Source organism: Rhizomicrobium electricum (assembly GCF_011762045.1).
GTDB classification, from domain to species: Bacteria; Pseudomonadota; Alphaproteobacteria; order Micropepsales; family Micropepsaceae; genus Rhizomicrobium; species Rhizomicrobium electricum.
On the sequence record NZ_JAASQS010000006.1, the window covers coordinates 129,632 to 152,458 of the forward strand.

26 protein-coding genes and 1 tRNA gene are annotated in these 22,827 nt (G+C 64.5%); 16 read left to right on the forward strand and 11 right to left on the reverse strand.

The features are described 5' to 3' along the window. Nucleotides 1-2 precede the first annotated feature (2 nt). Genes FHS84_RS13065 through FHS84_RS13075 form a run of 3 tightly spaced genes read right to left on the reverse strand, consistent with a single transcriptional unit; the run spans nt 3 to nt 2,966 of the window. Nucleotides 3-818 carry a metal ABC transporter permease gene (locus FHS84_RS13065; RefSeq protein WP_208393858.1) on the reverse strand — a complete coding sequence of 272 codons (816 nt, stop codon included), beginning with the start codon at nt 816-818 and terminating at the stop codon, nt 3-5. Continuing rightward, on the reverse strand, nt 808-1,536 hold the full coding sequence (locus tag FHS84_RS13070; RefSeq protein ID WP_166934961.1) for a metal ABC transporter ATP-binding protein: 729 nt from the start codon (nt 1,534-1,536) through the stop codon (nt 808-810). Before FHS84_RS13070 ends, FHS84_RS13065 begins: the two co-directional genes overlap by 11 nt. Before the next feature lie 8 nt (nt 1,537-1,544). After that, a complete protein-coding gene (locus tag FHS84_RS13075; RefSeq protein WP_166934963.1) occupies nt 1,545-2,966 on the reverse strand; it encodes a nitrilase-related carbon-nitrogen hydrolase in 1,422 nt (473 codons plus the stop codon). Between the two features lie 50 nt (nt 2,967-3,016). Between FHS84_RS13075 and FHS84_RS13080 the strand changes: the two genes are divergently transcribed. Next, nucleotides 3,017-3,718, forward strand: a complete 702-nt coding sequence (locus tag FHS84_RS13080; protein ID WP_166934965.1) for an esterase/lipase family protein — start codon at nt 3,017-3,019, stop codon at nt 3,716-3,718. Here FHS84_RS13080 and FHS84_RS13085 read toward each other — a convergent pair. Continuing rightward, nucleotides 3,708-4,181, reverse strand: coding sequence for a hypothetical protein (locus tag FHS84_RS13085; RefSeq protein ID WP_166934967.1), 474 nt, complete (start codon nt 4,179-4,181; stop codon nt 3,708-3,710). The two genes, FHS84_RS13080 and FHS84_RS13085, sit on opposite strands and share 11 nt — an antisense overlap. A gap of 52 nt (nt 4,182-4,233) precedes the next feature. Between FHS84_RS13085 and FHS84_RS13090 the strand changes: the two genes are divergently transcribed. Then, the gene (locus tag FHS84_RS13090) at nt 4,234-5,403 is read left to right on the forward strand and encodes a PQQ-dependent sugar dehydrogenase (protein WP_166934969.1); all 1,170 of its coding nucleotides are present in this window, start codon (nt 4,234-4,236) and stop codon (nt 5,401-5,403) included. Continuing rightward, nucleotides 5,400-6,560, forward strand: coding sequence for a PQQ-dependent sugar dehydrogenase (locus tag FHS84_RS13095; protein WP_166934971.1), 1,161 nt, complete (start codon nt 5,400-5,402; stop codon nt 6,558-6,560). The genes FHS84_RS13090 and FHS84_RS13095 overlap by 4 nt, the downstream gene beginning before the upstream one ends. Here FHS84_RS13095 and FHS84_RS13100 read toward each other — a convergent pair. After that, entirely contained in the window at nt 6,545-7,165 is a 621-nt protein-coding gene (locus tag FHS84_RS13100) for a UdgX family uracil-DNA binding protein (protein ID WP_208393859.1), read from the reverse strand. The two genes, FHS84_RS13095 and FHS84_RS13100, sit on opposite strands and share 16 nt — an antisense overlap. A 119-nt stretch (nt 7,166-7,284) precedes the next feature. On the opposite strand from FHS84_RS13100, the gene FHS84_RS13105 reads away from it, so the two are divergent. From FHS84_RS13105 to FHS84_RS13130, 6 genes are all read left to right on the forward strand, one after another. Then, a tRNA-Ala gene (locus tag FHS84_RS13105) sits at nt 7,285-7,360 on the forward strand. Between the two features lie 317 nt (nt 7,361-7,677). Further along, nucleotides 7,678-7,983, forward strand: coding sequence for a YggT family protein (locus FHS84_RS13110; RefSeq protein WP_208393860.1), 306 nt, complete (start codon nt 7,678-7,680; stop codon nt 7,981-7,983). A gap of 4 nt (nt 7,984-7,987) precedes the next feature. Then, nucleotides 7,988-8,299, forward strand: coding sequence for a DUF167 family protein (locus tag FHS84_RS13115; protein WP_166934976.1), 312 nt, complete (start codon nt 7,988-7,990; stop codon nt 8,297-8,299). Next, nucleotides 8,296-9,180 carry a bifunctional methylenetetrahydrofolate dehydrogenase/methenyltetrahydrofolate cyclohydrolase FolD gene (gene folD, locus FHS84_RS13120; RefSeq protein WP_166934977.1) on the forward strand — a complete coding sequence of 295 codons (885 nt, stop codon included), beginning with the start codon at nt 8,296-8,298 and terminating at the stop codon, nt 9,178-9,180. The genes FHS84_RS13115 and folD overlap by 4 nt, the downstream gene beginning before the upstream one ends. 300 nt (nt 9,181-9,480) lie before the next feature. After that, entirely contained in the window at nt 9,481-10,833 is a 1,353-nt protein-coding gene (locus FHS84_RS13125) for an ActS/PrrB/RegB family redox-sensitive histidine kinase (protein WP_166934979.1), read from the forward strand. A 49-nt stretch (nt 10,834-10,882) separates the two neighbouring features. Continuing rightward, the gene (locus FHS84_RS13130; RefSeq protein WP_166934981.1) at nt 10,883-11,413 is read left to right on the forward strand and encodes an ActR/PrrA/RegA family redox response regulator transcription factor; all 531 of its coding nucleotides are present in this window, start codon (nt 10,883-10,885) and stop codon (nt 11,411-11,413) included. Between the two features lie 92 nt (nt 11,414-11,505). Here FHS84_RS13130 and FHS84_RS13135 read toward each other — a convergent pair whose 3' ends face one another. The 5 genes from FHS84_RS13135 to FHS84_RS13155 form a co-directional block, all read right to left on the reverse strand. Further along, nucleotides 11,506-13,029 carry a carboxylesterase/lipase family protein gene (locus FHS84_RS13135; RefSeq protein WP_166934983.1) on the reverse strand — a complete coding sequence of 508 codons (1,524 nt, stop codon included), beginning with the start codon at nt 13,027-13,029 and terminating at the stop codon, nt 11,506-11,508. Nucleotides 13,030-13,136: 107 nt separating this feature from the next. Continuing rightward, a complete protein-coding gene (locus tag FHS84_RS13140; protein WP_208393861.1) occupies nt 13,137-13,523 on the reverse strand; it encodes an MmcQ/YjbR family DNA-binding protein in 387 nt (128 codons plus the stop codon). After that, entirely contained in the window at nt 13,513-13,956 is a 444-nt protein-coding gene (locus FHS84_RS13145; protein ID WP_166934985.1) for an MmcB family DNA repair protein, read from the reverse strand. The genes FHS84_RS13140 and FHS84_RS13145 overlap by 11 nt, the downstream gene beginning before the upstream one ends. Before the next feature lie 45 nt (nt 13,957-14,001). Next, on the reverse strand, nt 14,002-14,604 hold the full coding sequence (hisB, locus tag FHS84_RS13150; RefSeq protein WP_166934987.1) for an imidazoleglycerol-phosphate dehydratase HisB: 603 nt from the start codon (nt 14,602-14,604) through the stop codon (nt 14,002-14,004). 53 nt (nt 14,605-14,657) lie between these two features. Continuing rightward, a complete protein-coding gene (locus FHS84_RS13155) occupies nt 14,658-15,662 on the reverse strand; it encodes a C45 family peptidase (RefSeq protein WP_166934989.1) in 1,005 nt (334 codons plus the stop codon). 33 nt (nt 15,663-15,695) lie between these two features. Between FHS84_RS13155 and hslV the strand changes: the two genes are divergently transcribed. Next, entirely contained in the window at nt 15,696-16,238 is a 543-nt protein-coding gene (gene hslV / locus FHS84_RS13160; RefSeq protein WP_166934991.1) for an ATP-dependent protease subunit HslV, read from the forward strand. After that, nucleotides 16,238-17,542: an ATP-dependent protease ATPase subunit HslU gene (gene hslU / locus FHS84_RS13165; protein ID WP_166934993.1), complete on the forward strand. Its 1,305-nt coding sequence runs from the start codon at nt 16,238-16,240 to the stop codon at nt 17,540-17,542. Before hslV ends, hslU begins: the two co-directional genes overlap by 1 nt. Here the strand turns inward: hslU and FHS84_RS13170 are convergent. Next, on the reverse strand, nt 17,532-17,963 hold the full coding sequence (locus tag FHS84_RS13170) for a GFA family protein (protein ID WP_166934995.1): 432 nt from the start codon (nt 17,961-17,963) through the stop codon (nt 17,532-17,534). The two genes, hslU and FHS84_RS13170, sit on opposite strands and share 11 nt — an antisense overlap. 196 nt (nt 17,964-18,159) lie before the next feature. On the opposite strand from FHS84_RS13170, the gene metK reads away from it, so the two are divergent. The 5 genes from metK (at nt 18,160) to nusA (ending at nt 22,702) form a co-directional block, all read left to right on the forward strand. Continuing rightward, nucleotides 18,160-19,350, forward strand: a complete 1,191-nt coding sequence (gene metK, locus FHS84_RS13175) for a methionine adenosyltransferase (protein WP_166934997.1) — start codon at nt 18,160-18,162, stop codon at nt 19,348-19,350. Between the two features lie 84 nt (nt 19,351-19,434). Then, nucleotides 19,435-20,124: a tRNA (guanosine(46)-N7)-methyltransferase TrmB gene (gene trmB, locus FHS84_RS13180; RefSeq protein WP_166934999.1), complete on the forward strand. Its 690-nt coding sequence runs from the start codon at nt 19,435-19,437 to the stop codon at nt 20,122-20,124. Nucleotides 20,125-20,177: 53 nt separating this feature from the next. Further along, the gene (locus tag FHS84_RS13185; protein WP_166935001.1) at nt 20,178-20,408 is read left to right on the forward strand and encodes a hypothetical protein; all 231 of its coding nucleotides are present in this window, start codon (nt 20,178-20,180) and stop codon (nt 20,406-20,408) included. Between the two features lie 168 nt (nt 20,409-20,576). After that, the gene (gene rimP, locus FHS84_RS13190; RefSeq protein WP_166935003.1) at nt 20,577-21,071 is read left to right on the forward strand and encodes a ribosome maturation factor RimP; all 495 of its coding nucleotides are present in this window, start codon (nt 20,577-20,579) and stop codon (nt 21,069-21,071) included. Nucleotides 21,072-21,073: 2 nt separating this feature from the next. Continuing rightward, entirely contained in the window at nt 21,074-22,702 is a 1,629-nt protein-coding gene (nusA, locus tag FHS84_RS13195; RefSeq protein ID WP_166935005.1) for a transcription termination factor NusA, read from the forward strand. Nucleotides 22,703-22,827: the final 125 nt, after the last annotated feature.

Consider the following 22,827-nt stretch of genomic DNA (forward strand, 5'->3'; position numbering starts at 1 on the left):
ATTTATCGCGCTTTTTTAGCCAAAGCGGAAGAGGAAATCGCAGCCGCGATGGACGTCAATGCGAACAGCGCACCGGCGGCCAGCACGATGCAAGGTCCGGCCGGCGCATCGCTGCCGAGCGAGGCGGCCAAACCCAGCGGTGCCGCGGCGGCGCCGAGAATCGCGGCCCTGATCGCCATCGCTTCCGGCGTCTTGGCGAGCGGGCGGGCGGCCGCCGGCGGAATAATCAGAAGCGCGACGATCAACAGTGCGCCCACCACCTTGAGGCCGAACGCGACCAGGACGGCGGTGAGGATCAGAAATCCGGTCTGCGCCAGCGGACTGGAGCCGCCTTCGGCGGCGGCGATCGGGCCTCCGGCGGCGGCGCGCAGCAGCGGTTTCCAGATCACGGCCGTCACGCCCAGCACGACAATCCCGACTGCGGCGATGGCGATCAGGTCGCGGTCGGTCAAGGCAAGCACATCGCCGAACAAATATCCCAGCAGGTCGGTGCGGACGGTTTCCATCAGCGACAGCACGACGAAGCCGAGCGCCAGGCCGATATGACCGACGATGCCGACAAAGGTTCCGGCCGGAATGGTGCGGTCGGCGGCACGCGCCATCACCAGCGCGGCGATCACCGCGAGCGCAGCGGTGCCGAGCAGCGCGTTGACGCCCATCAACAAGCCGAGCGCGGCTCCGAGCAAGCCCATATGCGCCACCGACTCGCCGACATAGGCCATGCGCCGCCACAGGATGAAGCAGCCGATCGGGCCGCAGGCGGCCGCCAGCACACTCGCGCCCAGTCCGGCGCGCCAGAGGAAATCGTCAATGATCATGGATGGCAGCGCCGGACGGCGAATGGGCGTGATCGTGGTGGTGAGGATAAAGCTTGAGATCGCTCCGGTCGCCGAAAAGTTCGAGGAAGGCCGGGTCTTGCGCCACGGCATGGGGCGCGCCTTGGCAGCAGATATGATGGTTGAGGCAGACGACGCGGTCGGTCTTGCCCATCACCACATGCAGATCGTGGCTGACCAGAAGGATGCCGCAGGAAAGTTCGTCGCGCAGGTCGGCGATGAGATGATAAAGCGCCGCCTCGCCGGAAATATCGACGCCGCTGAGCGGCTCGTCGAGCACCAGAAGATCGGGCTTGGCGGCGATGGCGCGGGCGAGCAGCACGCGCGCCAACTCTCCGCCCGACAAAGTCGCCAGCTGGCGGTCGTGTGCGTCGGCGATGCCGACCCGTTCGAGCGCCGCGCAGCCCGCGGCGTGTCCGGCAAACAGATCGAGAAACCGGTGCACGGTCATCGGCAGGCTGGGATCGGGCGCATATTGCTGCGGCACATAGCCGATCCTGAGACCGGGACGGCGCACGATCTCGCCTTTGATGCGGATAAGACCGAGCAGAGCCTTCAACAGCGTCGTCTTGCCCGAGCCGTTGGGGCCGATAACGGTGACGATCTCGCCGCGGTGAATGGCCAGCGATATGTCGTTGAGAATGGTCAGCCGCCCGGCGACCAGAGACAGGCCGCGGGCGGTAATGAGAGGCTCGGTCATGCCGCTTCTTACACTGCCCGCTTGGAGGCCGCCACCGCCACGACCAGAAGCAGGAACGACATCGCCAGCGCGATATAGGCGAGTCCGTCGCCGATATCGGCATAAAGCGTGCGTCCCGGCCCGCGCGCAACCTCGGCCCGGAGCGTGACCATGCCGCCGCCGGCGGTGGCTTTGGCGGCAATGACGCGGCCATACGCATCGCTGACGGTGAGAAGTCCGTTGTTGGCGGCGCGCGCCACGGCAAAGCCGTTTTCGACGCCACGCATGATGGCCAGCCGGGCATGCCAAGCGCCGTCTTTGTCAAAGTCCCATGCCGGCACCGCATAAAGCGAAGGCTGCAGCACCGCTTCCGTGCGCACGCTGGCGGGGAAATCCATATCCTTGCAGACCGCGACGCCGGTGAATTCGCTGGTCATGAAGCTTTTCTTGCCGGGTTCGAAGACGGATTCGAGACCGGGGATGAGATGGCGTTTGGCATACGCGATCGGTGCCGCGCCGTTGGCGAAATAATACAGCGCGGCATTGCTGCGGGGCGGCGTGCGGTCGTCGAACCCCATCACCACCGCGGTATGGCCGCCATGGGCAACGGTTTCGAGGTCGGCGTTGGCCGTGCCGCGCCATTCCGGCTTCAGCACCGCGACACGCTCCGGAATCACGATCAGATCGGTCCGTTGCTGCGCCAGCGTTTTGCCGGCACCGGCATAGGCCTTCACCACTTTGAGCGCGCTGGTCTCGTCTTCCTTGAAACGGAGCGGCACCAGCGTGTCGTCGGCGGCAAGGCCGACCGTAACCTTGGTGCGCTCGGGCGCGGTCTGAAGCCGGTAGGCGCCATAACCAAGATCGAGCGCCAGGACGGCGACCGCCAGCACGGCCATCGTGCGCTCTTTGGTGGCGGCGAACATCGCCAGTGCGGCTGCAAACAGAGCCACCACGAAGGTGATGCCCCACAGCCCGAACACCGACGCGATCTGCAGCATCGCGGGCATGCCGATCTGCGCATAGGCGGGCGACGAGGCGGCGCCGTTGGGTCCGAGCGACAACAGGTAATCGACACCGGTCCACAACGCGGCGAACGCGACCGCGCCGCTGATCGGCGCCACGCGGCGCACGACGAAGCGCGCACCGGCCACGGCGAGAGCGAAGCCCAGAGCCGGCGTCAGCAGTGCCGGTACAAGGATCGCGGGCGGCAGCACGCCGGCATAGGCCGGAAGGATGTTGCAGGCGCCGAGCGCCGAGGCGGCGAAGGCGGCCAGGAATGCGGCCCAGCCTCGTTCGGCGCGGAACGCGAACCACAACACCGGCACCGGCGCGAGAAGGGCAACTACCCATAAGACTCCAAGGCCCGGCGCTACCGTTCCGGCAAGCCCCATCGAGAAGAACATCAGCAGGCCGCTCAAGGCGGCGCATAACCAGGGTATCAGGCGTGTCATTGGACTTCCGTGCGGGGTGGGGTCACTATTGCGCAAACCGGACGGACATTATGCCAGAACGCGTAGCGGTCTATCCAGCAGCCGGTTCGGGTATCGGATGGGCGTCGTGGCTGCGCGAGATTGCGGCCGGGATGGCCGTGACTCTTTGGCCGGCCCCGCCTCCATCATCCGTTGTCGCGCGTGGCGACGGGCATCGCGTGCTGCTGATTCCAGGATTTTCGTCCGGCGACTGGTCCCTGGTGCGGCTCAAGGCTTTTCTTCAACGCAGCGGTTATCGTCCCGCAACGGCCGGTATCTGGTTCAATCCTGGGCCAACGCGCCGGCTGATGCGCCGCCTCGAAACCCGGCTCGCGGCGTTGTCGGGCGAGGGCAAGGTGACGCTGATCGGCGTCAGTCTCGGCGGGACATTGGCACGCGACCTGGCGCGTCGTCATCCGGATCAGGTCCGTGCGGTCATCACGCTCTGCAGTCCGGTGCGTTTTCCGGTCACGACACCTCTGGCGCCGTTTGCTTCGGTGCTATCCCCGCTTCACGTATCCGTGTGGGTGGCGCGCCGGCATGACATCGAAAAACCGCTTCCGGTTCCGGTCACCGCTCTGCACGCACTGAAGGACGGCGTCGTTTTGCGCGAGCAATGCTGGCTGGCGGAGCCGTCGGGCGGACGCAACGTCGTCGTGGCAGCGCGTCACATGACGGTCGCATCGCATCCGCAGGCGTTGGAGGCGATCGCCGCGGCGCTGGCTACTTGTTGAGCCGGATCGCCACTTGGGCCAGCAGGACTCTGGCGCCCTTCTTGTTCAGGATACGGTCGGTCACGTCCTGCAGGCGGTTGGCGATCGCGGCCACGTCGGGCTGGCGCCAGGAGCGCACATTGGTGGCGGTGAAGGCCATCAGGCTGCGGACGTAGCCGTCGCGCAATTGCGGCATGTCGCGTTCGACCCGGTCGCGCAGCTCTTTGTCGGGAATATCGAGGCCGATGCCGACCATCAGCAGACCCAGCGGCCGGTTGCCTTCGAGGATGGAGGTATAGAGCGGGTCCATCCCAAGATAGCTTTCCGACTGGGTGATTTTGTGGGTCGCGGCCTTCTTGTCGTCCTTCTTGCCTTTTTCGGCGGACTTTTCGCTCGCCGCCGCGCCTTCCGCGGCGACGGCAGGGGCGGGAACGGCCAGGGCGGCCGCCGCAAGAATTGCCAGGGGAAGAAGAGTCCTTCTCATCGCCTTATGCGTTTAGACCAACATGGTAAAGCGTTGGTGAAGGGGTCTTCCGATGAGAATGCGATTTGCGGTCCTTGCCCTTGCGGCGGTTTTGCTCCCGGCCGGGGCAGAGGACCAGCCGGGTCAGGAATTCCAGGTTTCTCCTGCAAAATTGCCGGCTCCCTATGCGACACCGGGGGTTGATAACCATGCCGATACGATAGCGCGCCCGGCCAAGGCGATGCCGAAAGTGATGCCGGGCTTCACGGTCGAGCCTTACGTCACCGGTCTCGCCAATCCCCGTTTCCTGGCGCTGGGGCCGAACGGCGACGTCTACGTAACCGAAACCCGCGCCGGCAAAGTCAGCGTCATCCGCAACGGCAAAGCGTCCGATTTCGCCGCCGGATTTTCCGGTCCCAGCGGCATCGCCTTCCACAACGGTGCGCTCTATGTCGGCGACCTCGAGGCGGTGTGGCGGGTCGATCCGGCCACCAAAGCCAAGACGCGGATCACCAAGGACGACTTCGGCGGCCGTGGCGGCCACAGCACCCGGACTATCGCGTTCGGGCCGGACGGCACGCTGTATCTCGCCATCGGCAGCGCCTCCAACGTCTCCGAAGAAAAGGCGCCGCGCGCCACCGTGCAAGTGGTGGGCAAGGACGGGCATTTGACGACGTTCGCGTCAGGCACGCGCAATCCGGTCGGCATCGCGCTCTATCCCGGCAGCAACGATCTCTACGTCACCGTCAACGAGCGTGACGGTCTCGGCGACGGCTTGCCGCCCGACTATTTCACCCGGCTGCAGAAGGGCGATTTCCTCGGCTGGCCCTATGCCTATATCGGCCCGCACCCCGATCCCGATTTCGGCAGCAAACGGCCCGATCTGGTCAAGAAGACCAAGACGCCCGATGTGCTGTTCCAGCCTCATTCGGCGCCGTTGGGCGTCGCTTTCTATGACGGCAAGCAGTTTCCCGCCGAGTACAAAGGCAATGCGTTCGTGGCGCTGCACGGCTCCTGGGATGCCGCCAAGCCGACCGGCTTCAAAGTGGTGCGGGTGAAGTTCGCCAACGGCAAACCGCAGAACGCCTATCAGAACTTCGCCACCGGATTCTGGTCGAGTGGAACCACGCCGCCGAAAGTCTGGGGACGTCCGGTCGGGCTTCTGGTCGACAAGGACGGCAGCCTCTTGATCGCCGACGATGTCGCCAACATCATCTGGCGCGTCCGCTACGCCGGCAAATGAAGCGCGTTCTGATGCTGGTCGGCGCCATCGGAATGGCGCAGGCCGCCGAGCGTCCCGGCGAGCGCGTCGTGGTCGATCCGGCGCATCTGCCTGAGCCGTTTGCGACTCCGGCAGCCGACAACGGCGGCAACATGATCGCGCGGCCGAACGGTGTCGTGCCCGACGTGCCGCCGGGGTTTATCGCCGAACCCTATGTCACCAACCTCGCCAATCCGCGCTTTATGGCGCTGGCGCCGGACGGCGGCGTCTTCGTGGCGGAATCGCATGCCAACAAAATCACGCTGCTCAAAAACGGCCGCGCCACGCCGTATCTGACGGGGTTTCAGTATCCGCATGGTCTCGCGGTGAAGGACGGCGCGCTCTATGTCGGCGATCTCGAAACGGTGTGGCGGATCGATCTCGAAACCAAAAAACGCACGCGCGTGACGAAGGATTCGTTCGGCGCCAGGACCTATCACATCACCCGCGACATCGCCTTCGATCCGGCCGGCGCGCTCTACATCGCCATCGGCAGCGCCAACAACGTCGCCGAAGAAAAGCCGCCGCAAGCGACGATCCAGAAGGTGCTGCCCGGCGGCCATATGAAGACGTTCGCATCGGGCTTGCGCAATCCGGTCGGCATCGCATTTTATCCGGGTACGGATCGTCTCTATATCACCGCCAACGAACGCGACGGCTATGGCGACGGTCTGCCGCCGGATTTCTTCACGAGGGTAGAGGAGGGCGATTTCTTCGGCTGGCCATATGCCTATGCCGGGCCTCATCCCGATCCTCAGTTCGGTGCCAAACGGCCCGATCTGGTGAAGCGAACCAAGACTCCCGACGTGCTGTTTCCGGCGCATTCGACTGCGCTCGGACTGGTTTTCTACAACGGCACGCAGTTTCCGGCGGCGTATCGCGGCAACGCCTTCGTGGCGCTGCACGGCTCCTGGGATTCGGCCCAGCCGACCGGCTACAAAGTGGTGCGGATTCCGTTTCGCAACGGACGGCCCGACAAGGGCGCCATCGCTTTCGCCACCGGATTCTGGTCGGGCGGAAAACAGCCGCCGCAGGTGTGGGGACGCCCGGCCGGGCTGCTGGTCGATCGCGACGGCAGTCTGCTGATCGCCGACGACCAGGGCCGCACCGTCTGGCGGGTGCGCTATGCCGGCAAGTGAACGCGCGCGGTCACGAGGTCCTTCACCAAGGCGGCGTATTCGCGCCGTCGGGCGTCGGGATCGGGCATGCGCAAGAGGAACGAGGGATGGATCGTCGCCATTGCCTTGGTGCCGCCGGCCTCAAGGATTTGTCCGCGCACTTTGCCGACCGTCACCGGCCGCCCGAACACGCTGCGGGCCGCGCTGGCGCCCAAGGCGACGATCAGGACCGGCGCCACGAGCTTGGTTTCCAGCTCCAGCCACCAGCGGCACAGCGCCAACTCTTCGGCACTGGGCCGCTGATGCAGCCGCCGCTTGCCGCGCGGGATGAATTTGAAGTGCTTGACCGCGTTGGTGACGAAGGTCTTGTCGCGGGCGATCCCGGCCTCGGCGAGGGCCTGGTTCAGGAGTTTTCCGGCCGGTCCGACGAACGGCCGCCCGGCCAGATCCTCGTCGTTGCCGGGCTGCTCGCCGACCAGCATCAGGGGGGCTCGGGAGCCTTCGCCGGGGACCACCTGGGTGGCATTGGCGTAGAGCGGGCAGCGCCGGCACAGGGCCAAATCCTGGGCGAGACCGCGGAGGCTGTGCGGATTTGGAGCGAAAGCCGGGTCGGTGCGGGGTGCCATCGCTAGAAAAACCGCTGCGCGACAAGACGGTTGCAAGGGGATGCTTGACAGCGGGAGGGCCCGCTTTCTACATACGCGCCCCATCCCGGCCGCATCTTTGGCGACCGGGGACCCGGCTAGGGGCTGTAGCTCAGTTGGGAGAGCGCTTCGTTCGCAATGAAGAGGCCAGCGGTTCGATTCCGCTCAGCTCCACCAGCCTTCGCTCGCGAAGCGAGAGAAGGCTGCCGCGCCGTAGCCAGTTCGGCGAAGGCGGGCCGTCTGCCGCGAGCTACGGCTCGGCAAGCCTGTTCCATCCCTGAAAAAGTTGTTCCGGGCATTCCTCGTGCCGCGCGCTCGTACGCTGCGCGCTACTCGCCGCCCAGGCCGGCCCTTTTTCTGGTTGCCGCGCGCTACGGCCCGGCAAGCCAACCAATTGCCCACCATCAATTGATTTACCCCGCCTGCTGCCACTGCTTGCGGGAGTGGGCCGAAACAGGGTAGTCCCCAAGGCCTCAACCGGAGCCGCGAACGCGATGTTCTATCCCCCGATCAATCCCGTCATCTGGCTGATCGTCACCCTGCTCGACATCTATTCCTGGATCGTCCTGGCGGCCGTGATCATGAGCTGGCTCTTGGCGTTCAACGTGGTGAACTATCACAACAATATCGTGCGCAGTGTGGTCCGTTTCCTCGACGTCCTGACCGAGCCGGTGTTCCGTCAGGTGCGCCGCTTCCTGCCGACCCTCGGCGGTCTCGACCTGTCGCCGATCGTGGTGTTCATCGCCATCATCTTCCTGCAGAAGCTGGTGGTCTGGCTCTATTTCCGCTTCCCGTTCTGATGACATGGCGGACCGCGTTCGCATCGCCGGCGGGGCCGTCAGCTTTCACGTCCGGCTGACGCCCAAAGGCGGACGCGATGCCGTGGAAGGCTGGGAAGCCGCCTCCGACGGGTCCGAACACCTGAAAGCCCGCGTCCGCGCCGTCCCCGAAGACGGCAAGGCCAATACTGCCCTGGTGGCTCTTCTGGCCGACCGGTTCGGCGTGCCAAAATCGACGATAAGAATTGTTGCGGGCGCCACGGCGCGCTTGAAACGTGTGGAAATCGCGGGCGATACGGCCGTGCTCGCCGCCCGTCTTGAGGGGGTAACGAAATGACCGCAGCGCTGATCGACGGCAAGGCCCACGCCGCCAAACTGAAAGCCCGCCTGATCGAGGAAACCGCCCGCCTCAAGGCCGAACACGGTCTGGTGCCGGGCCTCGCCACCGTGCTGGTCGGCAACGATCCGGCGTCGGAAGTCTATGTCCGCAACAAGAACAAGACCGCCGAAGCGCTCGGCTTCAAGTCGGTGCACCACCACCTCGCCGAAACGGCGAGCGAAGCCGAGGTGCTCGATCTGGTGCGTGCGCTCAACGCCGATCCGTCGGTGCACGGTATCCTGGTGCAGATGCCGCTGCCCAAGCAGATCCGCGAGCAGGCGGTGCTCGACGTGCTCGATCCCGCCAAAGACGTCGATGCCCTGACGCCCACCAATGCGGGTCTGTTGCTGTCGGGACGCGCCAAACTGGTGTCGTGCACGCCGGCCGGCATGATGATCCTGCTCAAGGAAACCATCGGCGCTGTGGCCGGTCTCGAAGCCTTGGTGATCGGCCGCTCGCTGTTGTTCGGCAAGCCGGCGGCGCTGCTTCTGCAGGCGGCCAACGCCACCGTGACCATGGCCCATTCCAAGACCCGCGACCTCGCCGAGGTCTGCCGCCGCGCCGACATCCTGGTGGCGGCGATCGGCAAGCCCGAATTCGTCCGCGGCGACTGGGTCAAACCCGGCGCCACCGTGATCGATGTCGGTATCAACCGTGTGCCTGCTGCCGAAGGCAAGACCAAGCTGGTCGGCGATGTCGCCTTCGCCGAAGCCGTCGAACGCGCCGGACACATCACGCCGGTCCCCGGCGGGGTCGGGGCGATGACGATCATCTGCCTGATGCGCAATACATTGATTGCGGCCGCCGCCCTCGCTGGGCTGGCCGTGCCGTCGGTGTAATTGGGTGTATCGCTTCTGATTTGCAATTGCAGATACGATCACATTTTACCGTACACGCAAAATCCAGGTGTTTTCTGGGGAGTATGACAGCGGTGGACACAAATTTGCCAGTTTGCCGCACTAAAGCCCCCAAGACCCGTCCGGTAATGGACCGGAAGTGGGCGCTTTTCGTCAGCTAAGTCGTGCGGATCATTACGTATTGCACTTCTGGTCGCACCCAAGGCTGATAGAGGCATGGAATACATGTCGCAGACGGCAGAGAGCCCGGACGGAGACCACGCCACACCACGGGCGTTGCCTATGGCTCCGGCCTCCGCTTTGCGCGGCCGGGTGAGACTGAGAACTCTTACCAATCTAAGGTGGATGGCGACCGGCGGTCAGACCGTGGCCTTGTTCCTGGTCTATTTCGGTTTCGGCTATCCCCTGCCCATCGCACAGTGTCTTGCCTGCGTGTTGTTCAGCGCCGGGCTCAATCTGGTGCTCGCATTCCGCTATCCGGCCAGCCATCGCCTGACCAACCGCGAAGCGACCGTCTATCTCGCCATCGACGTGCTGCAGCTGGCCGCTCTGCTCTATCTCACCGGCGGCATCGAAAATCCCTTCGCGCTGATGTTCATCGCACCGGTGGTGATCGCGGCCTCGACCCTCAACCTCGGCAACACCATGATCCTCGGCGCCATCGCGCTGACGGCCGCGTCGGTCATCGCCGTGGTGCATGAGCCGCTGCCGTGGGACATGCATCAACCGCACGTGGTGCTGCCGCCGCTCTATCTGGCCGGGACCTGGGCCTCGCTGGTGCTCGGGATCGGCTTCACCTCGGTTTATGCTTGGCGCATCGCGTCGGAAGGCGCCCGCATGTCGGCCGGTCTCGCCGCCACCCAGCTGGCGCTGTCGCGCGAGCAAAGGTTGTCGACCATCGGCGCGCTGGCAACCGCGGCGGCCCATGAACTCGGCACCCCGCTCGGCACCATCGCGGTCGTCTCTCACGAACTCGAACGCGCTTTGCCGGCCGGATCGCCCGAAGCCCAGGATGCCCGCCTGTTGCGCAGCCAGGCCGAGCGCTGCCGCATGATCCTGATGAAACTGGCGCGTCCCGACGAACCGATGCTCGGCGGCACGGGCCGTCTGCCGATCTGCGCTTTGCTCGACGATCTTGCCGACCAGTATCGCGACGAAGAACTCGAAATCGTCATTACCGCCGTTCCCTCGGACCGCGAAATTCCCCAGCCGCAAGTATGGCGTGCACCCGAACTGCTGCACGGCCTCGGCAATATCATCGAGAACGCCGCCGATTTCGCCCGCTCGCGGGTACGGATCGAGGCGTCGTGGTCGCCGACCGCCCTGAAAGTCACCGTCGAAGATGACGGCCCCGGCTTTGCCCCTGACATCTATGAAAAAATCGGCGAGCCCTACATCACGTCGCGTCCCGGCGATCATGCCGTGGGCGAAACCGAAATCGGGCCGCCGGCCTCCAAGATCGGCAAGCATGAAGGCATGGGCCTCGGCTTTTTCATTGCCAAGACCTTGCTCGAGCAGACCGGGGGTAGTGTCAAAGCCTTGAATCCACCCGGAGGCGGTGCACGCGTCAGCGTGTCGTGGCCGCGTGGCTCGATCGACGGCGAGACGACACCCGAACAGGGCGAAGAGGATTGACCAGGCCTGCAACCAGGCCTATGTGCGACAGGCGTAAGGAAGAAGAACAATGATGGAAGATAAAACACTTTTGATTGTCGAGGACGATCGCCCCTTGCGCGAACGTCTGGCCCGCGCCATGGAAACGCGCGGCTTCGTGGTGACGATCGCCGAAGGCGTAGCCGACGGCAAAGCGCGCGCCAAAGAGACCCCGCCGGCGTATGCGGTGGTCGACCTCAAGCTCGAAGACGGAAACGGTCTCGACGTGGTCGAAACCCTGCACACCGTTCGCCCCGACAGCCGCGTCGTGGTCCTGACCGGGTTCGGCAACATCGCCACCGCCGTCGCCGCCGTGAAATACGGCGCCATCGACTATCTTCCCAAGCCTGCCGACGCCGACGACATCACCGCCGCGCTGCTCGCCGCCCCCGGCTCCAAGCCGAAGCCGCCGGAAAATCCGATGAGCGCCGACCGCGTCCGTTGGGAACATATCCAGCGCGTTTACGAACTGTGCGGCCACAACGTCTCCGAGACCGCCCGCCGCCTCAACATGCACCGCCGCACCCTGCAGCGGATTCTGGCGAAGCGCAGCCCGCGCTAAGCCGCCTTCCCATCCAGCGGCCCGCCGCGCGAGCGCTTGCATAAAGTGCTCCGGCGGGCGCCGGATCTCCCCGACACCCGCCGTTTGTACCGTTAAGGCTGCATCGCGGCGATGTAGGCCCGGAAATCCGGGAAGCTGCCGCGTTCCTTGATCTCGGCATCGGTCCCCAGCACCGCCACGCTTGCCGGTGCGCCGTCGAACGTCAGCCACTTCGGCAGACCGTCGCCATTGGGATTGCCGGTCTTGGCGAAATTGGTCCAATAGCGCACCAGCCGGTCGGCCATCATCTTGTCGTCGGCCGTCCACGCCCGCTTGTCGAGCGCCAACTGATCGAAAGCAAACCTGATCTCGGCGCCATGCCCGGCTTTGCAGCCGTAACCGCACGGCGTGACCGGATCCGCCGGCGAATGGACGTAGAAGTAGGTGTAAACCGGCTCGCTCTTGCGGGCGGCGTGCAGGCCGGACCAACGGTACGCCGAGAATCCCATGATGTCGGTGACCAGATGCATCGCCGACGTGCCGGCTTCGGCATCGGTATTGCCCGGATAGATTTTGCGGATCTGCACCGCCAATTGCGGACCGACGAGCTTTTCCACCGCGGCGTTGTAGAGCGCCGGCGTGACGGTCTTGCTGCCGAAGAACTCGGAGACCAGATCGACACCTTCGTCGGCGTTCCAGCCCGTCATCATCGGCACGCGATTGTAGGCCCCGCTTTGATAAACCGCCGCCATATCGGCGGGCAGCGCGGCGCCATCGTTGTTGACGAAGTTCTGCCAGGGCTGACGGATCAGCGTCTCGACATCCTTCTTGCGCAGATCGGCCAGAGTTCCCGCGCCTTGCGCCTTGGCGAAATCGGCGCCGCGTTTTTCCGCCGCCGCTTTCGGCTCCAGCCCGTCGGCCGTGCCGCTTTCGGCAATGGCGCGATGGAACAGACCCTTGGCCTTGGGCGACATGGTGAGCAACGCCACCGAGGAGCCGCCCGCGGATTCCCCGAAAATCGTGACGTTGGCGGGATCGCCACCGAACGCCGCGATGTTCTTCTGCACCCATTTGAGCGCCGCGATCTGATCGAGAATGCCCTGATTGCCGGAGCCCTTGTCCGGCGATTCCGCCGACAGTTCGGGATGGGCAAAGAAGCCCAGCACGCCGAGGCGATAATTGATCGACACCAGGATCACGTCATGGGCGACGATGCCGTTGCCGGCGTCGGGACCCATCTGCGAGCCCGAGCCGCCATGAAAGCCGCCGCCGTGAATCCACACCATCACCGGATATTTGCCGGGCTTGGCCGGCGCCCAGACGTTGAGGCTGAGGCAGTCTTCGCTTTGCGGCTCCTTGATCCAGTCGACGGTCTGCCGGCACACCGGCCCGAACGCATCCGCCTTGCGCACGCCGGTCCAGGGCTTGGCCGGCTGCGGCGCCTGCCAGCGCAGATTGGCCACCGGCGGAGCGGCATAGGGAATGCCGAAATAGCGATTGATACCGTCGCGCGTCGTGCCGGCGACGAGGCCGCTGTCGACGCGGACCGGCGCAAGTGCAGTGTCGGCGGCCGCTGCGCCGACGGCGCAAACGACGATGACCGCCGTTGCGGCCACGATCTTCTTCAAGACTGTCATGGTTTCCCCTTTTCCCTCGCGCGGTTGTTTCCGCGTCGCGGTCGAACGGCACCATACCACTATGAAGCGAAGCACTGCCGGCATCACGACTGTGTGAAGTCTGGAACCTAGCGCGCTTTTTTAATGGTCCGCTTTGGAGCGGCCTTCTTCACCGTCTTCTTGGCGGTGCCGTTCACAAGCTTCTTGGGAGCGTTGTTGGCCCAGTGGCGTTGCAGCATGCCGCGCAAGGTTTTGGCGTCGAGCTTGTCGAGCCGCGCCAACACGATGGGATAGTCCTTGTAGTGGCTGGTGACGTGAAAGATCTCCGGCTCCACCTCCATCAGCATTTCGCGTTCGTCCAGCGAGCCGACGAACAGCACGGCCGAATTGTCCTCCGCCCGAAACCGGGTGAAGAATTTCTTGGCGAGAACATAAGCCGGATGGCCATACGAGGTGCCTTTCTCGACACCTTCGAACGACAAAACAATTTTTTCGAATTGGGCCTTAGAGAGCATTGCTGGCTTCCAAAATCTGCGACAGCCGCTCGGCGGCCACGCGCGCGAAACTCAGCGTCACCGCTTTGCGCCGCGAGGGATGCAGCACGGTGCGCGGAGAGGGCCGCACGATGGCGCCGCCGAACCGGTCGGCGACGATGAGACCGGTCGAGGCAGGCACATACTCGTCGGGAAAATCCGGCGGGATGGCGAAGTAGAACATCTCGCAGAAGTCGAGATACTCGGGCCATTTCTGATCGCCCTTGAGATCGGCGACCGCGACCTTGATCTCGACGCCCACCATGGTGCCGTCGGCCCCGATCGCCGCCACATCCAGCCGCCGGCCGTTGGCCAGCGTGAATTCGAGGATCGGCGAATAGCCTTCCTGGATCAGCAGACGTGAGACGCCGCGGGCGACCCCCAATGCGTTTTCGCTGGAACAGCCGTTTTCCATTTCCGCATTAGAACGGAGCGGGAACAGAAGGTCAAGGCGACCGGATCAATCGTCCTTTTCGCCCAGCACACCCTTCGTTGACGCGAATTCGCCATCGAGGCGTTCGTCGGGGGCGATGGCTTGGCGCAAGGCGCGGGCAAGGCCTTTGAAGCAGGTCTCGATAATGTGGTGGCTGTTGTCGCCGTAGCAATTCTCGACGTGCAGGCAGACGCCGGCGTTCATAGCGAAGGCCTGGAACCATTCCTTGAACAGCTCGGTGTCCATCTCGCCGATCTTGGGCTGGGTGAACTTCACCTTCCACACCAGATACGGCCGCCCGGCGACGTCGATGGCGACACGGGTGAACGCTTCGTCCATCGGAATGCCGGCCGAGCCGAAGCGGGTGATGCCGGCGAAATCGCCCAGCGCCTTCTTCACCGCCTGGCCGATGACGATGGCGCTGTCTTCGGTGGTGTGGTGGAAATCGACATGCAGATCGCCTTGCGCCCGCACCTTGAGGTCGATCATGGCGTGGCGGCCGAAGCTCTCCAGCATGTGGTCGAGAAAGCCGACGCCGGTGTCGATATCGCACTCGCCCGCGCCATCGAGGTCGAGGGAAACGATGATTTCGGTTTCACGGGTTTTGCGTTCGACGGTCGCGGTGCGCATGGGCGCCTCCAAATCACTCGGTCTTCATAGCAAAGACCGGACTAACAAAGAACCTATGCTGCCAGTTCAAAGATTTCGGTCACCGGCGCGGCGCCATGGGTGCCCATCACCGTCAGGGTGCCGGTGGCGGCATTGGCGGCCAGGACAAGCCGGCTGTTGACGTTGGCGATCGGGGGATGGAACCAGGAAAGACCCTCTTCGTTCGCCAGCGTCATGGCCTGGGCGAGCCGTCCCGCGCTGTCGATCGGCCGTGCCTTCCAGCCGAGTTCGGTGTCATCGAGGGAGGACAGGAAATGGTTGGCGGCGCAGACCCGCCCCGCCGTCAGCTCGCGCACGGCATAAGCATCTTCGGTGCGCTCGACGACACAGGCTTCGCTGGCGTGGGTGCCGGTCAGCGTGAATATGGCCGGCACCGCCAAGGGGGTCATGGTCAGCATCTGGCGGGCGCTGGTGTAGTCGGCCGCGGTCTCGAACACCCGGCGCAACAGATGGGCCGGCGGCAGCGCCAGCCGGGCGTGGGTCTTGAAACGTCCTGCCACCCAGGCGCCGACGAAGCCGCCGACATGCTTGCGGCGGGGGGCTTGATTGACCGAGGCGGCAAAGCGGCCGGGCGCCATGGCCTGGAGCACGCCGCAGAAGCCGGGCCAGGTGACGTCGAAGAAAGGACCGGTGCGGCCGGCGTAGTGCGCCACCACCGGGAATTCGCCCAACCGCGGGAACGGCCAGTCGAGCACCCGCCGCAGGAACGGCCCGTCGGGACCGACCCAGGCGCCGCTGGTGCAGCCCCATTCGAGGCAAGTGTTGAGGGCGTAAACGCCGGGGCGGTGGAGCGCGTTGGCGATCAGGGTGATTTCCGGCAAGTAGGGGTTGCTGGTCTTCTCAAGCCAGCGCCGCGATAGCGCATCGGTCGCCTTGGCCACCACCCGCCCCGGACCCTCGCCAATGAGGCTCATCACCCCGTCGAGCAGAACGTTGGCTTGCCGCCGGTAAAGGAACAATAATTCCAAGGGCGTATGGCCGCGAAGGTCGACCAGGGGTATTTTCGCGAGAGGCTGCATATTCCCGAATCCTACCCTATATAGACGGGTATCATGTCCGATCAGAAATGGCGTTCAACCACCATCCTGTCCGTCCGTAAGGGCGGCACCGTTCTTGTCGCCGGCGACGGCCAGGTCACCCTGGGCGCCACGGTGATGAAATCCAATGCGCGAAAAGTCCGCCGCCTCGGCAAGGGCGACGTGATTGCGGGGTTTGCCGGTGCTACGGCCGACGCCTTCGCCTTGTTCGAGCGGCTCGAGGGCAAGCTGGAGCAGCATCCGGGCAATCTCGCCCGCGCGTGCGTCGAGCTGGCCAAGGACTGGCGCACCGACCGCTATCTGCGCCGTCTCGAAGCCATGATGGCGGTGGCCGACCGCCAGACCAGCCTGATCCTCTCGGGCACCGGCGATGTGGTCGAACCGGAAGACGGCCTGATCGGCATCGGCTCGGGCGGACCCTATGCGCTCGCCGCGGCGCGGGCGCTGATCGACCTCGATCTCTCCGCCGAAGAAATCGCCCGCAAAGCGATGAAGATCGCCGGCGACATCTGCATCTACACCAACGAAAACGTCGTCATCGAAAGCCTTTCCGTCTGATGGCCAGTGCCTTTACCCCCCGCGAAATCGTCTCCGAACTCGACCGCTTCATCATCGGTCAGCATGACGCCAAGCGCGCCGTCGCCATTGCCTTGCGCAACCGCTGGCGCCGTCAGCAGCTTGCGCCCGAACTGCGCGACGAGGTGCTGCCCAAGAACATTCTGATGATCGGGCCGACCGGCGTCGGCAAAACCGAGATTTCGCGCCGCCTCGCCAAGCTGGCGCAGGCGCCGTTCCTCAAGGTGGAAGCCACCAAGTTCACCGAAGTCGGTTATGTCGGCCGCGATGTCGAACAGATCGTGCGCGACCTCGTCGAGATCGCCATCGCCCAGGTGCGCGAACGCAAACGCCGCGATGTCGAAGCGCTCGCCGAAGACCGCGCCGAGGATCGCTTGCTCGATGCGCTGGCGGGGCCCTCCGCCGCCCTGCGCGACGGCAAGCGCCGCGCCTTGCGGGCCGGCGAACTCGAAGAAACCGAAATCGAAATCGACATGAAAGATGCCGGCGGCATGCCGCAGTTTGAAATCCCCGGCATGCCCAACGCCAATATCTCGATGGTCGGGCTCGGCGACGCTTTCGGCAAGCTGTTCGGCGGCCGCTCGAAGCCGCGCCGCATCAAGGTGAAAGACGCCCGCCCGCTGGTCCTGGCCGAAGAAGCCGACAAGCTGCTCGACCAGGATGCGGTGACGCGCGAAGCGATCGATTCCGTCGAGCAGAACGGCATCGTGTTTCTCGACGAAGTCGACAAGATCTGTGCCCGGTCCGAATTCCGCGGCGGCGGCGATGTCAGCCGAGAAGGCGTGCAGCGCGATTTGCTGCCGTTGATCGAAGGCACCACGGTCGCCACCAAGCACGGCCAGGTGAAGACCGATCACATCCTCTTTATCGCCTCGGGTGCGTTCCACACCGCGAAACCGTCCGACCTTCTGCCGGAGTTGCAGGGGCGTCTGCCGATCCGCGTCGAACTGAAGGCACTGACCCGCGAGGATTTCGAACGGATTCTCACCGAGCCCGAAGCCAGCCTGATCAAACAGTATGTGGCGCTGATGAAAACCGAAGGCGTCACTCTCGAGGTCACGCCCGACGGCATCGCCGCCATCGCCGAGGTCGCGGCCGCGGTCAATGCGACGGTCGAGAACATCGGCGCCCGCCGGCTGCAGACGGTGATGGAGCGTGTGCTCGACGAGATCAGTTTCGTCGCCAGCGAAAAGCAGGGCGACACGCTCACCATCGATGCCGCTTATGTGAAGGCGCGGGTGGAGGACCTTTCCAAGGACCAGGACCTCAGCCGCTTCATCCTTTAGGCGGCGGCGCCGGCGGCATCCCAACAAAGGCGGGCAGGGCGGGGTCGAGATGGCTCCACGGCTGGGCCGACTTGGTGAAAATCGCCGCCATGACTTTCAGCGCACTGGGATCGTCGAGGCTGGCGGCCTTGATGGCCAACACGCCGGGCTTGGTTTCGTTTTCCCCGAACAGCGGCGTGCCGCAGGTCGGGCAGAAATGGCGGGTGACCTTGTTGCCGCTGTCGGCCGTCACCGTATGGCCCTGTGTCGTGCCCGAAAGCTGGCGAAAGGCCGGGCGCGGCACCAGCACGATCGTCGCGAAGCCGGTGCCCGAGGAATACTGGCAATCGCGGCAGTGGCAGTCGACCACAGCGATCGGCTCGGCGGTGACTTCATAGCGGACGGCGCCACAACGGCAGCCGCCTTGGAATGGAACGGGCATGAGCTTCGCCTCAGGGTTGCCAGTTCCATTTGGGCACTCGCCGTCTGGAGAATATGCGCCCCAAGGCCGCAGGGACCGGTGGAGCCCGGCAAACATATGCCGAAATGTGCATATGCTCATTGACCCCCGCCCCATTACCTGCGAGGAGTCCCCTCAAACGGAGCGCCCGCAGGGCGCGGTAAGAAGGGCTTTGCATATGGCGCGGTCAGACTATCTGTTCACCAGCGAAAGCGTCTCGGAAGGTCACCCCGATAAGGTGTGCGACCGGATTTCGGACGAAATCGTCGATCTGTTCTTCCGGGAAGGCCCCAAGCACGGCTATTCGCCGTGGGATTTGCGCTGCGCAGCGGAAACGCTCGCGACCACCAACCGCGTCGTGATCGCCGGCGAAACCCGCGGCCCCAAAGAAATCACCCATGCCATGGTCGAAGCGGTCGCGCGTGAAGCGATCAAGTCGATCGGCTACGAGCAGGACGGCTTCCACCACGCCACCTGCAAGGTCGAGGTGCTGCTGCACTCGCAGTCGCCGGATATCGCTCAGGGCGTCGACGCCTCGGGCAACAAGGACGAAGGCGCGGGCGACCAGGGCATCATGTTCGGCTATGCCTGCAACGAGACCCCGGTGCTGATGCCGGCGCCCATCGCCTATAGCCATAAGATCCTGGAATTGATGGCGAAAGCCCGTCATGCCGGCAAGGAACCGAAGCTCGGCCCGGACGCCAAGAGCCAGGTCACCCTGCGCTATGTCAACGGCAAGCCGGTGGAAGTCACCCAGATCGTGGTGTCGACCCAGCACCTGGATGCCTCGATGACCTCGGCCGACGTCCGCGCCGTAGTCGAACCCTATGTCCGTGAAGCCCTGCCGGTCGGCTGGATCACCCCCAAGACCGTCTGGCACATCAATCCGACCGGCGCCTTCGTGGTCGGCGGCCCGGATGGCGACTCCGGCCTTACCGGCCGCAAGATCATCGTCGACACTTACGGCGGCGCGGCCCCGCACGGCGGCGGCGCCTTCTCGGGCAAGGACTCGACCAAGGTCGACCGCTCGGCCGCTTATGCCGCCCGCTATCTGGCGAAAAACGTGGTTGCCGCGGGCCTTGCCGACAAGGCGACCATCCAGCTCGCCTATGCCATCGGCGTTTCCGAGCCGCTGTCGGTCTATGTCGACACCCACGGCACCGGCAAAGTCGACGAAGCCAAACTGGAACTCATTCTGCCGGAACTGGTTTCGCTGAAGCCCCGCGGCATCCGCGAGCGCCTCGGCCTCAACAAGCCGATCTATGCCCGCACCGCGGCCTATGGCCATTTCGGCCGTACCCCCGATGCCGACGGCGGCTTCTCGTGGGAAAAGACCGATCTGGTCGACGCCCTCAAGAACGCGTTCTGATCGTCCCACCAGGGATTGATTTGGCAGGGATTGATTTTGGAAGGCGGGCGGATACCGGCTCGCCTTTCTCTTTTTCGAGCGCCCATGTTCGAGCACGAGCAGTTCCAGAAGAAACTCTACGGCCGCCGCAAGGGCCCGAAACTGTCGGCGCACAAGGAAGACTTGCGCCGCACCCTGTTGCCGGCCCACGCGCTGACGATCGTTCCGGGCGCCGATCCGCGCACGTGTTTCGCGCCGCCCGTCGAAGACGTCTGGCTCGAAGTCGGCTTCGGCGCCGGCGAGCACATGCTGGCGCTGGCGCGGAGCAATCCGTCGGTCGGTCTGATCGGTGCCGAGCCTTATGAATCCGGCGTCGCCAAGCTGCTCTCGCATATGGCCGACGATCCGCCGCCCAATCTGCGCATCCATGAAGGCGACGCGCGGGATATTCTCGCCGCCTTGCCGGACGGCACGTTAGGCAAGATTTTCGTGCTGTTCCCCGATCCCTGGCCGAAGACCCGTCACCACAAGCGCCGCTTCGTCCAGACCGAAATGCTGACCGCGTTCGCGCGGGTGCTTCGCCCCGGCGGCGAGTTCCGTTTCGCCAGCGACGATGCCGGGTATGCCGCCTGGACCCTGGAACGGGCGCTCGCCCACCCCGCATTCGCCTGGACCGCGAAAAGTCCGGCCGATTTCACCGCCCGTCCGGCGAACTGGCCGCCGACCCGCTATGAAGCCAAGGCGCTGCACGGCCCGCCGGTGTATTATTCTTTCATCCGGGTCTTCGCCGGCTGACAGCGGCCGCTGCCTCCGGCGCCTATCTCCCGCCACGATATGGGTTTAAAACCATGAGCATGACCCATCCCGACGACGACAAAGACGATCCCAAATGGGTGTGGCCGCATCCGGCCGATCTCGGCACCGTCGCCATCGCTGCCGTGTTCCTGGCGGGCATGATCGGAACCGTCATCTGGCTGTTTTCCAGCCCCGAACCGGTGCGCGAGTTGTTCGGCAACAAGCCGGCTGCCACACAGACCGACAACGGCGAAGTGACCATCGATCTGCAGCAGAAAAAGTGACGTCCCGAAAAGTGGCCAGCTTGTAATTTCACCGTTTCGCGGTTACATAGCGCCCATCCCAGACAACAGAATGCTGTTGTGTGGCGGTCTACGGAGGCCGCCGCGGGAAAAAGGTTTGGCTTGTGGGATACCCCCACACACGAAGGAACTGCTGCCATACTGTCGGCAATGCATCATCTGGAACCGGTCCTGGCGCCCGTCATCGAGGCGGCGGGGTTTCGCTTGGTGCGTCTGCGCATGATGGGCGGCAAGGTCAAAACCCTGCAGATCATGGCCGAACGGCCCGACGGCTCGATGAATGTCGAGGATTGCGCCGAGCTTTCGCGCGCGCTGTCGGATTTCTTCGATGCCGAACCCGATGCGGTGCCCGGCGAATTCAATCTCGAAATTTCGTCGCCCGGTATCGACCGGCCGCTGACGCGCCTCACCGATTTCGCCCGCTGGGCCGGTCACGAAGCCAAGATCGATCTCTCCGCCGCGATCGACGGCCGCAAGCGGTTCCGCGGCATTTTGAAGGGCCTCGAAGGCTCCGACGTCGTCATCGACGCGGGCAAGGATACCCTCACGCTTCCCTTCGCTGCGATTGCGGAGGCGAAACTCGTTCTTACCGACAAGCTGATTGAAGAAGATCTGAAGGCGCGTGGCGCGCATAAGGAGCACTGACCATGGCAGCGATTGCCGCAAACCGTACCGAACTCTTGCAGATCGCCGATGCGGTCGCGCGCGACAAGTCGATCGACAAGCAGGTCGTGCTCGGCGCCATGGAAGAGGCGATGCAGAAGGCCGCCAAGGCCCGCTACGGCGCCGAAAACGAGATCAAGGTCGAGATCGATCCCAAGACCGGCGAGACCCACGTCTCCCGCTATCTGCACGTGGTCGAAGCGGTCGAGAACGACAAGATCGAAATCAGCCTTGCCGACGCCCAGGCGCGCAATCCTTCGGCCATGATCGGCGACATCATCGCCGAGACGCTGCCGCCGGTGGAATTCACCCGCATCGCCGCCCAGGCCGCCAAGCAGGTGATCGTGCAGAACGTGCGCGAAGCCGAACGCGCCCGCCAGTACGACGAATACAAGGATCGCATCGGCGAAATCATTCACGGCATCGTCAAGCGCTCGGAATTCGGCTCGGTGGTGGTCGACCTCGGCCGCGCCGAAGGCGTGGTCCGCCGCGACGAGATGATCCCGCGCGAGAACTTCCGCGCCGGCGATCGCATCCGCGCCTATATCTACGACGTGCGCAAGGAAACGCGGGGTCCGCAGATTTTCCTGTCGCGTTCACATCCCCAGTTCATGGTCCGCCTGTTCGCGCAGGAAGTGCCGGAAATCTACGACGGCATCATCGAAATCCGCGCCGTGGCGCGCGATCCGGGCTCCCGAGCCAAGATCGCCGTGATCTCGAAGGATTCCTCGATCGATCCGGTCGGCGCCTGCGTCGGTATGCGCGGCGTGCGCGTCCAGGCCGTGGTGCAGGAGCTGCAAGGCGAGCGCATCGACATCATTCCGTGGTCGGGCGAAGCGGCGACCTTCATCGTCAACGCGCTGGCGCCGGCGGAAGTCTCCAAAGTCGTGCTCGACGAAGATGCCCACCGCGTCGAAGTGGTGGTGCCCGACGAGCAGCTCTCGCTCGCCATCGGCCGCCGCGGCCAGAATGTGCGTCTGGCCTCCCAGCTCACCGGCTGGCAGATCGACATTCTGACGGAAGCCGAGGAATCGGAGCGCCGCCAGAAGGAATTCGCCACCCGCACGGCGTTGTTCATGGAAAGCCTGGATGTCGACGAGACCGTCGCCCAGTTGCTCGCGTCCGAAGGTTTCGGCGAAATCGAAGATGTCGCCTATGTCGACTTGCACGATCTCGCTTCGGTGGAAGGCTTCGACGAGGAGACCGCCCAGGAACTGCAGAGCCGCGCCGTCGAGTTCATCGAAGCGCGCAACAAGGAAATGGACGACAAGCGCCGCGAACTCGGTGTCGAGGATGCCGTCCTGGAAGTGGACGGAGTCACCACGGCGATGGCCGCGGCGCTCGGCGAGCACGAGATCAAGACCTTGGAAGACCTGGCTGGTTGTGCCACCGACGATCTCTTGGGCTACTACGAAATCACCAAGGACAAGGAGCGCGTCCGCATCGCCGGGGCGCTCGAAGGCTTCGATCTTACCGCTGACGATGCCAACGCCATCATCATGAAGGCCCGCGTCAAGGCCGGCTGGATCGAGGCGCCGGTCGAAGAGGAAGTGGCGGCGGACGGCGAGGAAGTTGCCGAAGACAACGGCGAGGCGCCCGAGGCCGAAGCCTAAGCGCTTCGAAAAGTTGGATGTTTTGCTGATAGGCAAGACCGGAGGGACCGGCTATAAGAGCCCCCTTTCCGGCCCTGATTGAAGGAGTGACGAGCACTGGAACGGGTTTTGGCGATCACTGCGGG